Consider the following 13,611-nt stretch of genomic DNA (forward strand, 5'->3'; position numbering starts at 1 on the left):
ATTTTTAGTAAAAACAGTTGTGAAATATAAAAGAATAAGAAAATGAAATAACCTGATACGGTGGAACTCAGGTTATTTAAATACTCTTATTTTTAATGTGAGATATAGGTATTTTGATAAAGCCAAATATTTTGGACTTTTTTGAGCGTTATATTTTGCCCGTCGGTCAGCGAGAGCGCTTGTTTTCCGGCTTCATTAATAATTGGAATATCTAGTGCATTAGCCAATACGGTTGTATTAGACAGAGGATTGCCGTGGCTTAATAAAATTCCTTTAATCTTATTGGTATCAAGAGCCATTAATGTGGAGGGATGAAGCTGTTTTGTCACCAGAATTGCGTTTGTATAAGGAGGATGCGTGATTGGCGGAGGTGCTGAAGTTAAATAGCGTAGTAATCGAGATAAAATATCATCTAAATCACTTTCACGAGCACGCATATTATCATCATCCATTTGCGCATAAGTATCTATTAAATCAATGAATGTCTGCTGTAAGGCAAATTCAGCATTACAGTGATGTTTGCTTATCATGCTACATACAGTCAGTTGTAATTCGGTATTTTCTAATAAGAAGCGGTGACTAGAAAAAATATGGGCATATTGTTCTCCAATCGTGCGGTACGCTTCTTCTGTTAACCAGTCTATATCTTTTTTGGATCGCTCAATGGCTTTTACGAGACGTTTTTGCTCTTCAAGTAATAAGTGAGAGGATATTTTTTTACGAGGGATCACAAAACGATGATAAGGGTATAACCAAACAGGTGCGGTGATAATTCTGACAGGTTCGTAATTTGTGTTTTTAGGGTGAATATTAAAATTAGGCAGATTTTCACCTAATTGCAGTTTTTTAATTGTAATGGTTTTATGCGCCGCTTTTTCTGCTTCTTCAAGCGAAGCGCCTAACGCAATACTATTGGCGGCAGCCAAGGTGCCTTCAACAATTGGTGCTGAACTTAACGCGACGTTAGTGGCTACGTTATGCTCCAGATTAGCGATAGCGAGTGCTGCATTTTGTGCTGAATGATAAGTATCGAGTAAAACGAGTACACCTTGTTTGCTATAACACTTTTTAATTGCTGTGAGTATCGTTTCTGGTGACACTTCATTAGCAAGATCAGAGGGTGTTTGATAGTTGGTCGCAATGGCAATTTTTACTTGGCGATCTACAGTCTGATTAACGAGCTCTTTAATACCATTGGCGAGCGTAAGGCTCTTTGAAACTAATACGATACTGACCATAAATCACCCTTTTTTGTAAATGCAAACAGGGAGATAAACACTCCCTGTTTACTCAGGCTTTAATAAAGCCATTCCCGTCCTAATTGGTCGGCAGTTAAAATAGCGGCATAAACCTTATCGGAATCGATATCAAATGGCATGTTGTAAATTGTCTCACCTTCAGCACAACTTAACTCAGCAACCGCCATGATTTTTTCATTTAATTCATCGCCTGTTGCATTGATACCCAACTCTTCTAAAGTGACCGGTAGCCCGACTAAAATACAGAAATCGAGGAACTCTTCTAACTCTTCTAATGGACTGTTTTCTAACACTAATTGGACTAATGTACCAAAGGCGACTTTTTCACCATGGTACATATTGTGACACTCTTCTAATGCCGTAAACCCATTATGAATAGCATGGGCAGCCGCAAGACCCGCACTTTCAAAACCGATACCACTTAAGAAGGTATTAGCTTCGATAATATTTTCTACTGCAGTTGTACAAACACCTCGGCTGACTGCGAGTTTTGCTTTATAACCATCTTCTAAAAGAGTGTTATAGCAAAGTTCAGCCAGAGCTAGAGCTGCTAGTGTTGATTTGCCTCCTGCCATAGTCTGTTTTTGGGCATGACTACAGGCTCTTGCTTCGAAGTAGGTTGCTAAAGCATCTCCCATTCCAGACACTAATAAACGAGCTGGTGCAGAAGCGATGATATTGGTGTCCATCACGACAACATCAGGATTTGTTGGGTAGAAAAGGTAACTATCAAACGCGCCTAATTCTGTATAAATGACAGAAAGTGCGCTTGTTGGTGCATCAGTGGAAGCAATGGTTGGAGAGATGACGACAGGAAGCTGACATTTATAAGCAACAGCTTTGGCAGTATCAAGTGTTTTACCTCCACCAACGCCGATGATCACAAGAGAGGCTTGTGCTTTTGCGAGTTCAGATAACCGATTGATTTCCTTGTGTGTGCATTCACCATTAAACAGTTCAAAGTGCCCATTCACTTCATATTGAGACATGCTGTCTTTGACGGTACTTCCGACGAGATCCATAACAAATTTATCAGCAATAATCAGTGCTCTATCGCCAAAAGGTTTTGCGTATTTACCAATATGGTATAGCGCATCTGGTCCTTGAATATATTTAGCGGGGGATTGAATAACTTTTAACATAATAGACTCCTACTATTCGCAAAAGAGAGTAAAAAATCCTTATGGTGGGGCTTGTCATCCCAATTGACACAGAATTCTATGGAGATGAACTTAAATACATTAACAGTTTAATAGACGAATAAAATATTTCATTGTAAACAATTAATCATTTTTATATTAGCATGCAAAAAACATCATAATAATGATATTTAAGTAATATTCTGTACGTTGTTTGACTAATCATGCTAATTAATTACTATAAGAAATATTTACGTAAAATAATAAATTATTTCAGGCAGAATAAAGCTTCATAAAATTGACTTATGAAGCTTTATTATTTGAATTATGACATTTATGTCATTATTTTTTTGCGAGGTGAGACAGATTATGAGCGAATTTCAGCATAATCTTGTTTTTGATTTTCTTGTGCGAAAAAGTGACGCAAAATAAAATTCAACAAAACACCATATGCAGGCAAGAAAAACAGCATACAGATGGTCAATTTAAACACGTAGTCAACCAATGCAATTTCAACCCAATTCTCCGCCATAAATGCGTCAGTACTACGATAAAATGCAATAAAGAAGAAGGCGAGTGTGTCGAGTAAATTACCAAAGAACATCGCTGCACTTGGTGCTACCCACCATTTTTGTTGTTGTCTTAAACGATTAAAGACAGACACATCCATGATTTGACCTAACACATAAGCCATAAAGCTTGCTGTCGCAATTCTTGCCACCATGATATTAAAATCAGTTAATGAGGCAAAACCTTGCCAACTTCCTTGGAAAAAGAGCGTTGAGATCAGGTAAGAAATCGCTAATGCAGGGATCATGACGGCAGTAATAATGCGTCGAGCCAAAGGCGCACCATAAATACGAACCGTTAAATCTGTTGCCAGAAAAATAAACGGAAAAGTAAAGGCACCCCAAGTGGTATGGAAACCAAAAATGGAGATAGGCAATTGCACAAGATAGTTACTAGATGTAATTATCAGAATGTGGAACAAAGAAAGCCATAACAGCGCCACCGCTTTTTGGCGGGGAGTAAACGTATACATAAATTGTACCTTTTTAGTGATTGGGGTGAGGGAACCCAATAAAACAGTGATTTCTCTCTTAAATGAGAGGATGCGCATAATACGCCTGTTGCGCAACAAAAGCAAAGGTTAGCGGGAATACCTTTGTGCTTAATGTGCCGTGATGTGAACACGAAAGCGAGATATAATGACACAATCTGTCAGTGTAAGAAGAATGGTTAATAGAATGAATGCTCAATTTGATGATGCAACTAAGACATTAGATACGCTAGGCCTACGTTGCCCTGAGCCTGTGATGTTAGTGCGTAAAACCATAAGAAATATGGCATTAGGTGATACGCTTTTAGTCATTGCGGATGATCCTGCCACAGTGCGTGATATTCCCGGCTTTTGCCGTTTTATGGAACATGATTTATTAAATCAAGAGACTGAATCTGCACCTTATCGTTATCTTATCCGTAAAAAAGAGAGCAATCTGTAATTTATCATCGCGCTAAAAAAATAACCCAAACCTCAATTATTGAAGTTTGGGTTTTTTAGTTTATTCTTTGCTAGATGATTTAAGTTTTACTCTTAACAATCTTACGGCATTGGCGGTGACAAGGGCTGTTGCACCAGAGTCAGCCAATACTGCAACCCAAAGCCCTGTTATTCCTAATAAGCTGGTCACTAAGAACACGGCTTTTAAGCCTAGCGCGATAGTGATGTTTTCACGAATGATTTTGCGTGTTGCACGAGATAACTGAATAATTTCAGGTAAACCTGTTAAACGGTTATGTGTTAATGCTGCATCTGCGGTTTCCAGTGCGACATCAGTTCCGCTTCCCATTGCAACACCAATAGTCGCTGCTTTCATTGCTGGCGCATCGTTAATACCATCACCGACCATCATGGTGTTATGCGTTTTACTGATTTCCATCACTGAAGTCACTTTATCTTCAGGGAGTAATCCTGCACGGAAATCCATGCCAAGTTTTTTCGCAATCGCCGTTGCGGCTCTTGGGTTATCGCCCGTTAGCATTACGGCATTAATGTTCATCTCTTTCAATAATTTCATTGATTCAATGGCATCACTGCGTAAGGTATCTTGCATAGCAATAACACCGATTAGCTGACTCTCTTTTAATACAACAACAACGGTTTTACCTTCATCTTCAAGGCGTGCAACTTTTTGTTGCCATTGAGGCGATAATGTTGTTGTTTCTGATAATTGAGACGGCGCACTCACTAGAATGTGTTGGCTATTTAAATAACCTTCAATACCTTTACCCGCTAAGGCTTTACGATCTTCCGCTTCAACAACAAGCACGCCTTGTTCTTGTGCTTTATTGATAATGGCTTTTGCTAATGGGTGATGTGATCCGACTTCTACGGATGAAGCAAAAGTCAGGACTTCTTTTTCATTAAACCCCGTTTCAGCAACAACATCCGTAACTTGAGGTTTCCCTTCAGTCAATGTACCTGTTTTATCAAGTGCGATGGTATTAACGGTGCCTAATTGCTCTAACGCTGCACCTCCTTTAATTAACGCACCACGTTTTGTAGCAGCAGCTAATGCTGAGGTAATTGCTGCTGGTGTTGAGATAACCAACGCACAAGGACAACCAATCAATAACAGCGTTAAGCCGCGATAGAACCATGTTTCCCAAGGCTGAGCAAAGAACAGTGGTGGCACAATAATCACTAATGCAGAGAACAGCATAATAGCTGGGGTATAGTAGCGGCTAAAGCGGTCCACAAAACGCTCAATCGGCGCTCTACGCTCTTCAGCTTCTTCAATCAATTGCAAAATACGGTCGATAGCATTTTGTCCTTGTTCAGATACCACTTTCATCTGTACAGATCTATCCACAGATAAACAACCTGCTGCTACTTTTTCGCCTTGTAGACGCTCTACTGGTACGGATTCACCCGTTAATGCACTTTCATCAAAGCTTGCAAATGCACTGACTAATTCCGCATCTGTGGGTAAGCGTGAACCTGGTGCAATTTCGATGATGTCGCCTGGACGTAATTGCGCAACAGGCACAGTTTGTTTTTTACCATCTTTGATTAATGTCGCTTCTTCTGGCACTAATGCCATTAATGCACTGACACCACGACGAGCGCGTCCTGCGGCATAAGACTCCAGCATTTCACCAATCATAAACAGCAAAATAACCATTGCTGCTTCTTCGGTAGCATTAATAAAGAGCGCACCAATTGCGGCAACACTCATCAACGTTTCTATGGCGAAAGGTGTACCACTGCGAATAAGTTGCAAAGACTTTTTCACAATGGGGAATAGGCCAATTAAGGTTGTTGCAAGAAAAGTGGCACGTCCTGCTTGAGGATCAATAAACTCAGCACCCCAGCTAATCGCCATTAAAATCGCAAGTACAATGACAAACGAGCTCTCTTTTAATAGGCTTTGCTTAGCCACTTTTTTAGATTGAGGAGATGAAAGATCAAAAAGCTCAAATCCTGCACTGTTAATTGCGGCAATGACATCTGCGCGTAGATCGCTATCCGCATCAACGACCAATTTTTCGGTGGCAAAAAGGACTTTTGCTTGTTTTACACCAGCCACTTTAAGTGCTGCGGTTTCAATTTTTTGTGCACAACTTGGGCAGTCCATACCTTGCACTTTCCAGCTAAAGCGTTGTTGTGCAATCTTTTCTGGCTCAATGTTAGAAACAGGGGCGTTGATATCACAGCTTCCATGAGCATGACTATGCCCATCATGGCTATGATCGTGACCATCATGATCATGGTGATGCTCATCCTCGGATTCAGGGTCACTTTTATCTATCTTGGTATGAGAATGTCCGCTTTCAGTATGTGAGTGCGTACTATTCTCTGAGTGACCTGAACAGCATTGAGAGCTTGAGCAGCAAGCATCGGTATGTTTATGATTATCGTGTTGATGAGCATGTTTAGTCATAACTGGCTCTCCTTGTTCAACAAAGTAAAGTTTAAATTCATTTATCTGATAAGTACTTTACAGCTTGGAGTAGAGTCCAGAGTCAAGATATCGAAGGTATATTCATTGGCAAAAAGTGCGAATTAGGTCAAAAAATTAACCCCTCATTCTATTTTGTAAAAACGAGGGGTTAATGGATGCTAAATGAATAAGGCTCTGACGATAAAGAAATGCCCAATAAAATAACAGGCGCTGACAAGCCCTTTAGAAGCCGAGAATGAGAAGCGGAAGCGGTTGATAAGCCATATGGAGTAAGCAATTACTAACAACAATGAGCCAATCATAATAGATAGGTTGTAATCGTTACTTAAGTAGAAGAATTTTTCTCCAGCAATCCAAAACATAGCAAATGCAGCTAATAAAGTAAGAGATGCTGGGATAGCTAATTTATCGAGCTTACTCCAAACAATCACTAAAATGATAATGAAAGCAAGAATGACGAATCCAAGTAAAGGAAGATAGAAAGAGAGTTGCAGTGGTAATAAAAAGCTGACCATATAAAGAATGTAGCTTAAGAAAACCAAGGCAAAGGAGGGTAGTAAATACTTACTATCAAACATTCTTAATATGTCAGAAAGCAAAGTAGCTAATAATGCACCTACAATAAGGTAGCTATTGATACTGTGTTCAGGAACTTGCCATGCCCAAAGTAATAAAAGAAGTAGCGTGATAGGACGGAATAACCATCGTTGCCAATTAGGGCCTCGATATGCTGCATCGATATAAAGCCACCCAGAGAATAATACGGCGAGAAAAGGCCAACTCATAATATCTTCCTTATATTTAGAACTGTTTTATTATTGATAACAGAAAGTTTAATTTAAGAATAGCGGTTAATGACGAAACTGACGGACTTATTAAAATAATATAAAGCACCTTACTTTTTAATCCATATAACGATAGGAATTAATGTAATGAATAAAGCGGCTATTTTAGGAATTGCGGTACTGATCGTTATTATAGCGTCAGCAACTTATCGTTTTTTTGAACAAAGAAAGCAGCGAATAAGTGATGATAATTCACCTGTTACACTCTATATGGTCGAAGTGATTGATAAAAAAGAAGTTGCTGCAAATGAACGGCGCTCAAGAGAAAATGATGTGAATGGCCCTGAAACAACACATTATTATCAAGTGACTTTTCGTTTAACCACTGACTCGCGTAAAGATTTAGTGTTAAAGATTGATAAATCGTCTTATCAAGATATCGAGCCTAAAATGAAAGGGCGTTTATTTATGCAAGGCAGTCGTTTTGTGAAATTTGAAACTGATATGCCAAATGATGAATCAAACAAGAAATAAGAGAATTTGTTGATAAGGTTGGCAACCTCTGGGGTTGGTTGACCACCCCAGATAATTGCGAGGATATAACGATATTACGGTTATTGTTTCGTTTTATTCTTTTGTTTTTCTTCGTATTCTTTTCGTAGTTCTTTTTGTATTTTTAATAGCTCAAAAATACCAAAAAAGAAAATACGAAATTGTAATGCCGTTGACGGTTTTTGATCTTTAGGCTGTCCTGCTTTATACATGACAATTTGTAAACCATGCATAATCACCATAAAAATCATGGCGATATCCATAAAATATTTTAAAGGCTTAGGAAACGGGGAAATAATATTTAAAAATAGAAAGCCCCAAACACCGACCATTAAAAATCGGCCAAAAAAGATTAACATAGCAGCTCCATAAAAAATTAAGCAGATAGATTGCGAATATAAAGACGATACGCAACTTGTCCTGCGATCTTCTCTCTATGCAATGTCCAAGTGGTAGGAAGCGTATAAGTCTGTGCTTTAATTTCTTCCTCGATATAAATATAGCAATCTTGCGCTAACCAGCCGTTATTTTCTAATAATTGGATAGTGTCTGACAACATGCCTTTATGAAAAGGAGGATCTAAAAAAACGACATTATAAGGTGAACCTTGTTTAGCGAGATATGACAATGCACTGTCTTGAATGACATGCCCATTTTCTGCATTTAGTAAGGTTAAGTTTGCGGTAATTTGTTGGGCAACGGCACGTTCATATTCGATAAACGTGGTTTCACGAGCATAGCGAGAAAGAGCTTCAATTCCTAAACCACCGCTTCCTGCAAAACAGTCGAGGCAACGGGCATCTTGGATAACAGGCATTAGCCAATTAAAGAGCGTTTCTTTCACTCTATCCGTTGTTGGTCGTAATCCTTGGCTATCGAGAACAGGAAGTTTACGACCACGCCATTTTCCCCCAATTATTCTGATTTGTCCCATTGGGGCTTTTTGTGGTTTTTTGGCCATATTATTTTGATTTATATCGTTTAAACGTGAGTTTTGGAGTGTCTTTGGGAATAAGGAATTCGTGTCTGTTGTTATCTCGATGACTTCCCTTGATTTAATCCGCAATAATTTACCATAAAATTCGTATAAAAGATGCGTTTATCTATGATCAAATGATAGACTTCATTATTATTTTCAATATCGTCAATGTAATCGCGCCATGATTTAGTGCGAGGAGTTTAGTAGCTAATGGCAAAAGAAAAAAAAGGTTTTTTCTCGTGGCTCGGTTTTGGGCGTAACAAAGAAGAAAATATTGAGCAAGAGAAAGAACAGCAACGCTTAGAAGAAGAGCGTTTAGAACAAGAACGTTTGGCAAAAGAGGCGCAAGAAGAAGCGGCTCGCCAAGCGCAATTAGAAGCGGAACAAGAACGTTTAGAAGTAGAGCGCCAAGAAGCGCAACGTGTTGTGCAAGATAGATTGGCACAAGAAGCTGAAAAACAACGTTTAGAACAAGAGAAAGCGCAGCGCCAAGCTGAACTAAAAGCGGAACAAGAACGTTTAGAAGCACAGCGTCAAGAAGCGGCGCGTTTAGAGCAAGAGCGTTTGGCTCAAGAAGCTGAAGCTCAACGTTTAGCGCAAGAGGAAGCGCAGCGCCAAGCTGAACTAAAAGCGGAACAAGAACGTTTAGAAGCACAGCGTCAAGAAGCGGCGCGTTTAGAGCAAGAGCGTTTGGCTCAAGAAGCTGAAGCTCAACGTTTAGCGCAAGAAGAAGCGCAACGCCAAGCTGAACTTAAAGCGGAACAAGAACGTCAAGAAGCGGCGCGTTTAGAGCAAGAGCGTTTGGCTCAAGAAGCTGAAGCCCAACGTTTAGCGCAAGAGGAAGCGCAACGCCAAGCTGAACTAAAAGCGGAACAAGAACGTTTAGAAGCACAACGTCAAGAAGCGGCGCGTTTAGAGCAGGAACGTCTGGCTCAAGAGGCCGAAGCTCAACGTTTAGCGCAAGAAGAAGAAAACGAACGTCTTGCTATTGCGCAAGCGGAAGCTGAAGATATTGAATCTTTACGCGAAGAAGTACTAGCAGATAAAGTTGTTGAACAAGAGAAACCTAAGAAAGAAGGCTTTTTTAGCCGACTGAAAAAAGGTTTACTGAAAACTCGCCAGAACTTAGGTTCAGGGTTCCTTAGCCTATTTCGTGGTAAGAAAATTGATGATGAGCTTTTTGAAGAGTTAGAAGAGCAACTCTTAATTGCTGATGTGGGTATGGAAACCACCACTAAAATCATCACTAGCCTGACCAAACACGCCACTCATAAAGATCTTAAAGATGCTGAAGCCCTTTACGGAAAATTACGTGAAGAGATGGGCGATATTTTAAGTAAGGTTGATAAACCATTAAATATTGAAGGTAAAAAACCTTTTGTTATTTTAATGGTTGGCGTTAATGGTGTTGGTAAAACAACCACAATCGGAAAATTAGCGCGACAATACCAAGCTGAAGGTAAATCTGTCATGTTAGCTGCCGGTGATACATTCCGAGCTGCGGCTGTTGAACAGTTACAAGTTTGGGGCGAGCGTAATAATATCCCTGTTGTGGCACAACATACTGGCGCTGATCCTGCATCTGTTATTTTTGATGCAATTCAATCAGCCCAAGCAAAAGGTGTCGATGTTCTTATTGCTGATACCGCAGGACGATTGCAGAATAAATCCCATTTAATGGAAGAGCTGAAAAAAATCGTTCGTGTTATGAAGAAATTAGACGAAGAAGCACCACACGAAGTGATGCTGACGTTAGATGCAAGTACTGGACAAAATGCAGTTAGTCAGGCAAAACTCTTTAATGAAACAGTTGGGCTAACTGGATTAACATTGACTAAACTCGATGGTACAGCAAAAGGGGGCGTTATCTTCTCCATAGCTGATCAGTTTAGTATTCCTATCCGTTATATCGGGGTAGGTGAAGGTATTGAAGATCTACGTCCGTTTAAGGCCGACGATTTTATTGAGGCTCTGTTTGCCCGCGAGGAGTAGTTTTAATGATCCGCTTCGAACACGTCAGCAAGGCTTATTTAGGTGGAAGACAAGCATTACAGGGGGTTGATTTTCATCTTCGCCCTGGTGAAATGGCTTTTTTAACGGGTCACTCTGGCGCCGGTAAAAGTACATTGCTTAAGTTAATTTGTGGAATAGAACGACCAAGTGATGGTGCTATTTGGTTTGCTGGTCATGATATCAGTAGACTAAAAAATAGTGAGATCCCTTTTCTGCGTCGTCAAATTGGGATGATCTTCCAAGATCACCACTTATTGATGGATCGAACGGTTTATGACAACGTATCTCTTCCCCTGATTATTGCTGGCGCGAGTGAAGAGGATATTCGGCGAAGAGTTTCAGCCGCTTTAGATAAAGTAGGACTATTGGATAAAGCCAAAAATTATCCTATTCAACTCTCTGGTGGTGAACAACAGCGTGTCGGTATTGCGCGCGCTGTTGTGAATAAACCGACAGTTTTACTCGCAGATGAACCAACAGGTAATCTTGATGGTGAGCTTTCAGAAGGTATCATGCGCCTTTTTGAAGAGTTCAACCGTGTTGGTGTAACGGTGTTAATGGCGACGCACGATATGTCCCTGATAGAGCGTAGAAATTATCGTATTCTTACATTAGGGCAAGGCAGAATGGTGGGAGGACAAAATGGCTAAAGCAAAAAGTTCCCGTAAATCAATGCCAACGCCAGGTGCAAAAACCAAGGCGCTAAAAGGGGGAAGACGAGAACAATGGCGTTACGCATGGCGTAATACTATGGCTGATTTTTTACGCCAGCCGCTCTCCTCTTTTTTAACGGTAATGGTTGTCGCTATATCACTCACCTTACCTAGCATCTTCTATATTGTCTGGAAGAATGTCTCAACTGCGTCAGAACAATGGTATCCAACACCACAATTAACTGTTTATCTTGATAAATCTCTTGATGATTCATTAGCTGAAGCCACGATCAAAAAAATAGAAGCCTTAGAAAAAGTCGAAGATGTTAACTATCTTTCACGACAAGATTCGCTAGTAGAATTTCGTTCTTGGGCTGGCTTTAGCAGTGCGTTAGATATGTTAGAAGAGAATCCATTACCTGCGGTTGCGATTGTGACACCTGTTATGGAGCCTAGCGATCAACAATTAATGACGAATTTGCGTGATACAGTAGCGAAAATACCCGGTGTTGACGAAGTAAGAATGGATGATAGTTGGTTTACTCGGCTTTCAACGTTAACTTCATTAGTCGGGCAAATTGCTTTGGTGATTGGCACATTGATGGTTGTTGCCCTGTTATTGGTAATTGGTAACAGTGTGCGCCTCAATATTTTCAGTCGCCGTGACACCATTAATGTGATGAAGCTAATTGGTGCAACTGATGGCTTTATTATGCGTCCTTTCCTTAATTGGGGATTGATCCTCGGCTTTATTGGTGCCGTATTTGCCCTGATCTTTTCAGCTTTACTGGTGTGGAAACTCTCTGATGTAGTGACTCAAGCTGCGATCGTGTTTGGGACTTCATTTTCCATTTCAGGACTAGGTTTTGATGAATCTATCATTCTTATTCTAGTTGCTATGACAATTGGTTGGCTTGCTGCATGGTTGACAACAATGCAACATTTGCGTCAATTCACACCAGAATAATGAATTAGAGCATTTTTATACTTATCCTCATAAATAATGAGAAGATATTTTTTTATCAGGCTGGGTTACGTTAATATCGTCACCCAGCCATTTTATCGACGCCCCGTCTCTGGCATAATAATGCACGCACTCTTTTCTACGATAAGGCAACAGTCATATTTGCTTCTGTGATAGAAAAGTACAAAGATATGTAAACATAGATGCGAGATGAACCTTTAGTCTTTATGCTGGTCAAATAGTCGTTATGATAAAAACACATCGTAAAAAACCTTAACAGACTTCCTATTTAAGCTATATTTATAAGGCTCATCTATTTTCCCTTACAGCGATAATTTTAATTATTTATTTGATTTTCATGAGGATTTGAATGACAAAAGAAATGCAATCCTTAGCATTGGTTCCGCAAGGCAGCATCGAAGCGTATATACGTGCAGCCAATTCCTATCCGATGTTAACCGCAGAGGAAGAAAAGGAACTCGCTGAACGGCTGCATTACGATGGTGACTTGGATGCAGCAAGAACGCTTATCCTTTCACATCTACGCTTCGTTATTCATGTTGCTCGCAGCTATTCAGGTTACGGCTTACCACAAGCTGATCTTATCCAAGAAGGTAATATTGGTTTGATGAAAGCGGTTCGTCGTTTTAACCCAGAAGTGGGTGTTCGACTAGTCTCTTTTGCTGTGCATTGGATCAAAGCTGAAATTCACGAATATGTGCTACGCAACTGGCGTATCGTGAAAGTCGCGACCACAAAATCACAACGTAAACTATTTTTTAATCTGCGAAAAAATAAAAAGCGTTTAGGTTGGTTTAATCAAGATGAAGTGGAGCTTGTTGCAAGAGAATTAGGTGTATCAGAAAGTGATGTCCGAGAAATGGAATCACGGATGTCAGCACAAGATATGGCATTTGATATGACCGCTGACGATAGTGATGACTCACATCCTATTGCTCCTGTACTCTTCCTAGAAGATAAGTCTTCTGACTTTGCCGACGGCATTGAAGAAGATAACTGGGATAATCATGCGACAGATAAACTGACGTCAGCAATTGAAACTCTTGATGAACGTAGCCAAGACATTATTCGTGCTCGTTGGTTAGATGATGATAACAAATCGACATTGCAAGACTTGGCGACAAAATACGGTGTTTCTGCCGAGCGTGTTCGTCAATTGGAAAAAAATGCGATGAAGAAATTGCGTTTAGCGATTGAAGATTAATCACATTTCAGACCAAGCACACGCTCCCATAAAGTAGAGTATGTTATAAAAGCGATATGAAAATATCGCTTTTTTAT

Annotated in this window: 13 protein-coding genes; 6 read left to right on the forward strand and 7 right to left on the reverse strand. The window is 40.0% G+C overall.

All coding sequences use genetic code 11. From position 1 onward, the window contains the following. Nucleotides 1–92 precede the first annotated feature (92 nt). The 3 genes from JEP36_RS09130 to JEP36_RS09140 form a co-directional block, all read right to left on the reverse strand. Nucleotides 93–1,238, reverse strand: coding sequence for a phosphoenolpyruvate-utilizing N-terminal domain-containing protein (locus JEP36_RS09130; protein WP_196532413.1), 1,146 nt, complete (start codon nt 1,236–1,238; stop codon nt 93–95). Between the two features lie 59 nt (nt 1,239–1,297). Further along, on the reverse strand, nt 1,298–2,401 hold the full coding sequence (locus JEP36_RS09135; protein WP_198619251.1) for a glycerol dehydrogenase: 1,104 nt from the start codon (nt 2,399–2,401) through the stop codon (nt 1,298–1,300). 364 nt (nt 2,402–2,765) lie between these two features. Beyond that, nucleotides 2,766–3,440 (reverse strand): 7-cyano-7-deazaguanine/7-aminomethyl-7-deazaguanine transporter, encoded by a 675-nt coding sequence (locus JEP36_RS09140; protein WP_196532411.1) that lies wholly within the window; start codon nt 3,438–3,440, stop codon nt 2,766–2,768. 205 nt (nt 3,441–3,645) lie between these two features. Here JEP36_RS09140 and tusA point away from each other — a divergent pair, with 205 nt between their 5' ends. Continuing rightward, a complete protein-coding gene (gene tusA, locus JEP36_RS09145; protein WP_109372081.1) occupies nt 3,646–3,900 on the forward strand; it encodes a sulfurtransferase TusA in 255 nt (84 codons plus the stop codon). Between the two features lie 60 nt (nt 3,901–3,960). Here the strand turns inward: tusA and JEP36_RS09150 are convergent, their stop codons facing one another. Together JEP36_RS09150 and JEP36_RS09155 are read right to left on the reverse strand one after the other, a co-directional pair. Next, the gene (locus JEP36_RS09150; protein WP_198630114.1) at nt 3,961–6,342 is read right to left on the reverse strand and encodes a zinc/cadmium/mercury/lead-transporting ATPase; all 2,382 of its coding nucleotides are present in this window, start codon (nt 6,340–6,342) and stop codon (nt 3,961–3,963) included. A gap of 179 nt (nt 6,343–6,521) precedes the next feature. Next, nucleotides 6,522–7,148 carry a lysoplasmalogenase gene (locus JEP36_RS09155; protein ID WP_109372048.1) on the reverse strand — a complete coding sequence of 209 codons (627 nt, stop codon included), beginning with the start codon at nt 7,146–7,148 and terminating at the stop codon, nt 6,522–6,524. 147 nt (nt 7,149–7,295) lie between these two features. Between JEP36_RS09155 and JEP36_RS09160 the strand changes: the two genes are divergently transcribed. After that, the gene (locus JEP36_RS09160; RefSeq protein ID WP_198619253.1) at nt 7,296–7,682 is read left to right on the forward strand and encodes a DUF2500 domain-containing protein; all 387 of its coding nucleotides are present in this window, start codon (nt 7,296–7,298) and stop codon (nt 7,680–7,682) included. An 80-nt stretch (nt 7,683–7,762) separates the two neighbouring features. On the opposite strand, the gene JEP36_RS09165 is transcribed toward JEP36_RS09160, so the two are convergent. Together JEP36_RS09165 and rsmD are read right to left on the reverse strand one after the other, a co-directional pair. Further along, nucleotides 7,763–8,059, reverse strand: coding sequence for a DUF1145 family protein (locus JEP36_RS09165; RefSeq protein ID WP_109372044.1), 297 nt, complete (start codon nt 8,057–8,059; stop codon nt 7,763–7,765). 17 nt (nt 8,060–8,076) lie between these two features. Next, nucleotides 8,077–8,661 carry a 16S rRNA (guanine(966)-N(2))-methyltransferase gene (rsmD, locus tag JEP36_RS09170; RefSeq protein ID WP_198619254.1) on the reverse strand — a complete coding sequence of 195 codons (585 nt, stop codon included), beginning with the start codon at nt 8,659–8,661 and terminating at the stop codon, nt 8,077–8,079. A gap of 228 nt (nt 8,662–8,889) precedes the next feature. On the opposite strand from rsmD, the gene ftsY reads away from it, so the two are divergent. The 4 genes from ftsY to rpoH all read left to right on the forward strand — a co-directional run bounded on the left by ftsY (nt 8,890) and on the right by rpoH (nt 13,534). Next, nucleotides 8,890–10,671 carry a signal recognition particle-docking protein FtsY gene (gene ftsY, locus JEP36_RS09175; protein WP_198630115.1) on the forward strand — a complete coding sequence of 594 codons (1,782 nt, stop codon included), beginning with the start codon at nt 8,890–8,892 and terminating at the stop codon, nt 10,669–10,671. Nucleotides 10,672–10,676: 5 nt separating this feature from the next. Continuing rightward, complete coding sequence (gene ftsE / locus JEP36_RS09180; protein ID WP_023583735.1) at nt 10,677–11,342, forward strand: cell division ATP-binding protein FtsE; 666 nt, start codon at nt 10,677–10,679, stop codon at nt 11,340–11,342. Then, on the forward strand, nt 11,335–12,312 hold the full coding sequence (ftsX, locus tag JEP36_RS09185) for a permease-like cell division protein FtsX (protein ID WP_109372037.1): 978 nt from the start codon (nt 11,335–11,337) through the stop codon (nt 12,310–12,312). Before ftsE ends, ftsX begins: the two co-directional genes overlap by 8 nt. A 367-nt stretch (nt 12,313–12,679) precedes the next feature. Further along, entirely contained in the window at nt 12,680–13,534 is an 855-nt protein-coding gene (gene rpoH, locus JEP36_RS09190) for an RNA polymerase sigma factor RpoH (protein ID WP_023583733.1), read from the forward strand. The last annotated feature ends 77 nt before the right edge of the window (nt 13,535–13,611 follow it).

Origin of the sequence: Proteus sp. PR00208 (genome assembly GCF_016238545.1) — a bacterium.
Taxonomy (GTDB): Bacteria; Pseudomonadota; Gammaproteobacteria; order Enterobacterales; family Enterobacteriaceae; genus Proteus.

What these genes read in the sequence shown, in the direction of transcription:
- JEP36_RS09130 (WP_196532413.1), bottom strand. Translation starts at nt 1,238, where the DNA reads ATGGTCAGTATCGTATTAGTTTCAAAGAGCCTTACGCTCGCCAATGGT.
- JEP36_RS09135 (WP_198619251.1), bottom strand. Translation starts at nt 2,401, where the DNA reads ATGTTAAAAGTTATTCAATCCCCCGCTAAATATATTCAAGGACCAGAT.
- JEP36_RS09140 (WP_196532411.1), bottom strand. Translation starts at nt 3,440, where the DNA reads ATGTATACGTTTACTCCCCGCCAAAAAGCGGTGGCGCTGTTATGGCTT.
- tusA (WP_109372081.1), top strand. Translation starts at nt 3,646, where the DNA reads ATGAATGCTCAATTTGATGATGCAACTAAGACATTAGATACGCTAGGC.
- JEP36_RS09150 (WP_198630114.1), bottom strand. Translation starts at nt 6,342, where the DNA reads ATGACTAAACATGCTCATCAACACGATAATCATAAACATACCGATGCT.
- JEP36_RS09155 (WP_109372048.1), bottom strand. Translation starts at nt 7,148, where the DNA reads ATGAGTTGGCCTTTTCTCGCCGTATTATTCTCTGGGTGGCTTTATATC.
- JEP36_RS09160 (WP_198619253.1), top strand. Translation starts at nt 7,296, where the DNA reads ATGAATAAAGCGGCTATTTTAGGAATTGCGGTACTGATCGTTATTATA.
- JEP36_RS09165 (WP_109372044.1), bottom strand. Translation starts at nt 8,059, where the DNA reads ATGTTAATCTTTTTTGGCCGATTTTTAATGGTCGGTGTTTGGGGCTTT.
- rsmD (WP_198619254.1), bottom strand. Translation starts at nt 8,661, where the DNA reads ATGGCCAAAAAACCACAAAAAGCCCCAATGGGACAAATCAGAATAATT.
- ftsY (WP_198630115.1), top strand. Translation starts at nt 8,890, where the DNA reads ATGGCAAAAGAAAAAAAAGGTTTTTTCTCGTGGCTCGGTTTTGGGCGT.
- ftsE (WP_023583735.1), top strand. Translation starts at nt 10,677, where the DNA reads ATGATCCGCTTCGAACACGTCAGCAAGGCTTATTTAGGTGGAAGACAA.
- ftsX (WP_109372037.1), top strand. Translation starts at nt 11,335, where the DNA reads ATGGCTAAAGCAAAAAGTTCCCGTAAATCAATGCCAACGCCAGGTGCA.
- rpoH (WP_023583733.1), top strand. Translation starts at nt 12,680, where the DNA reads ATGACAAAAGAAATGCAATCCTTAGCATTGGTTCCGCAAGGCAGCATC.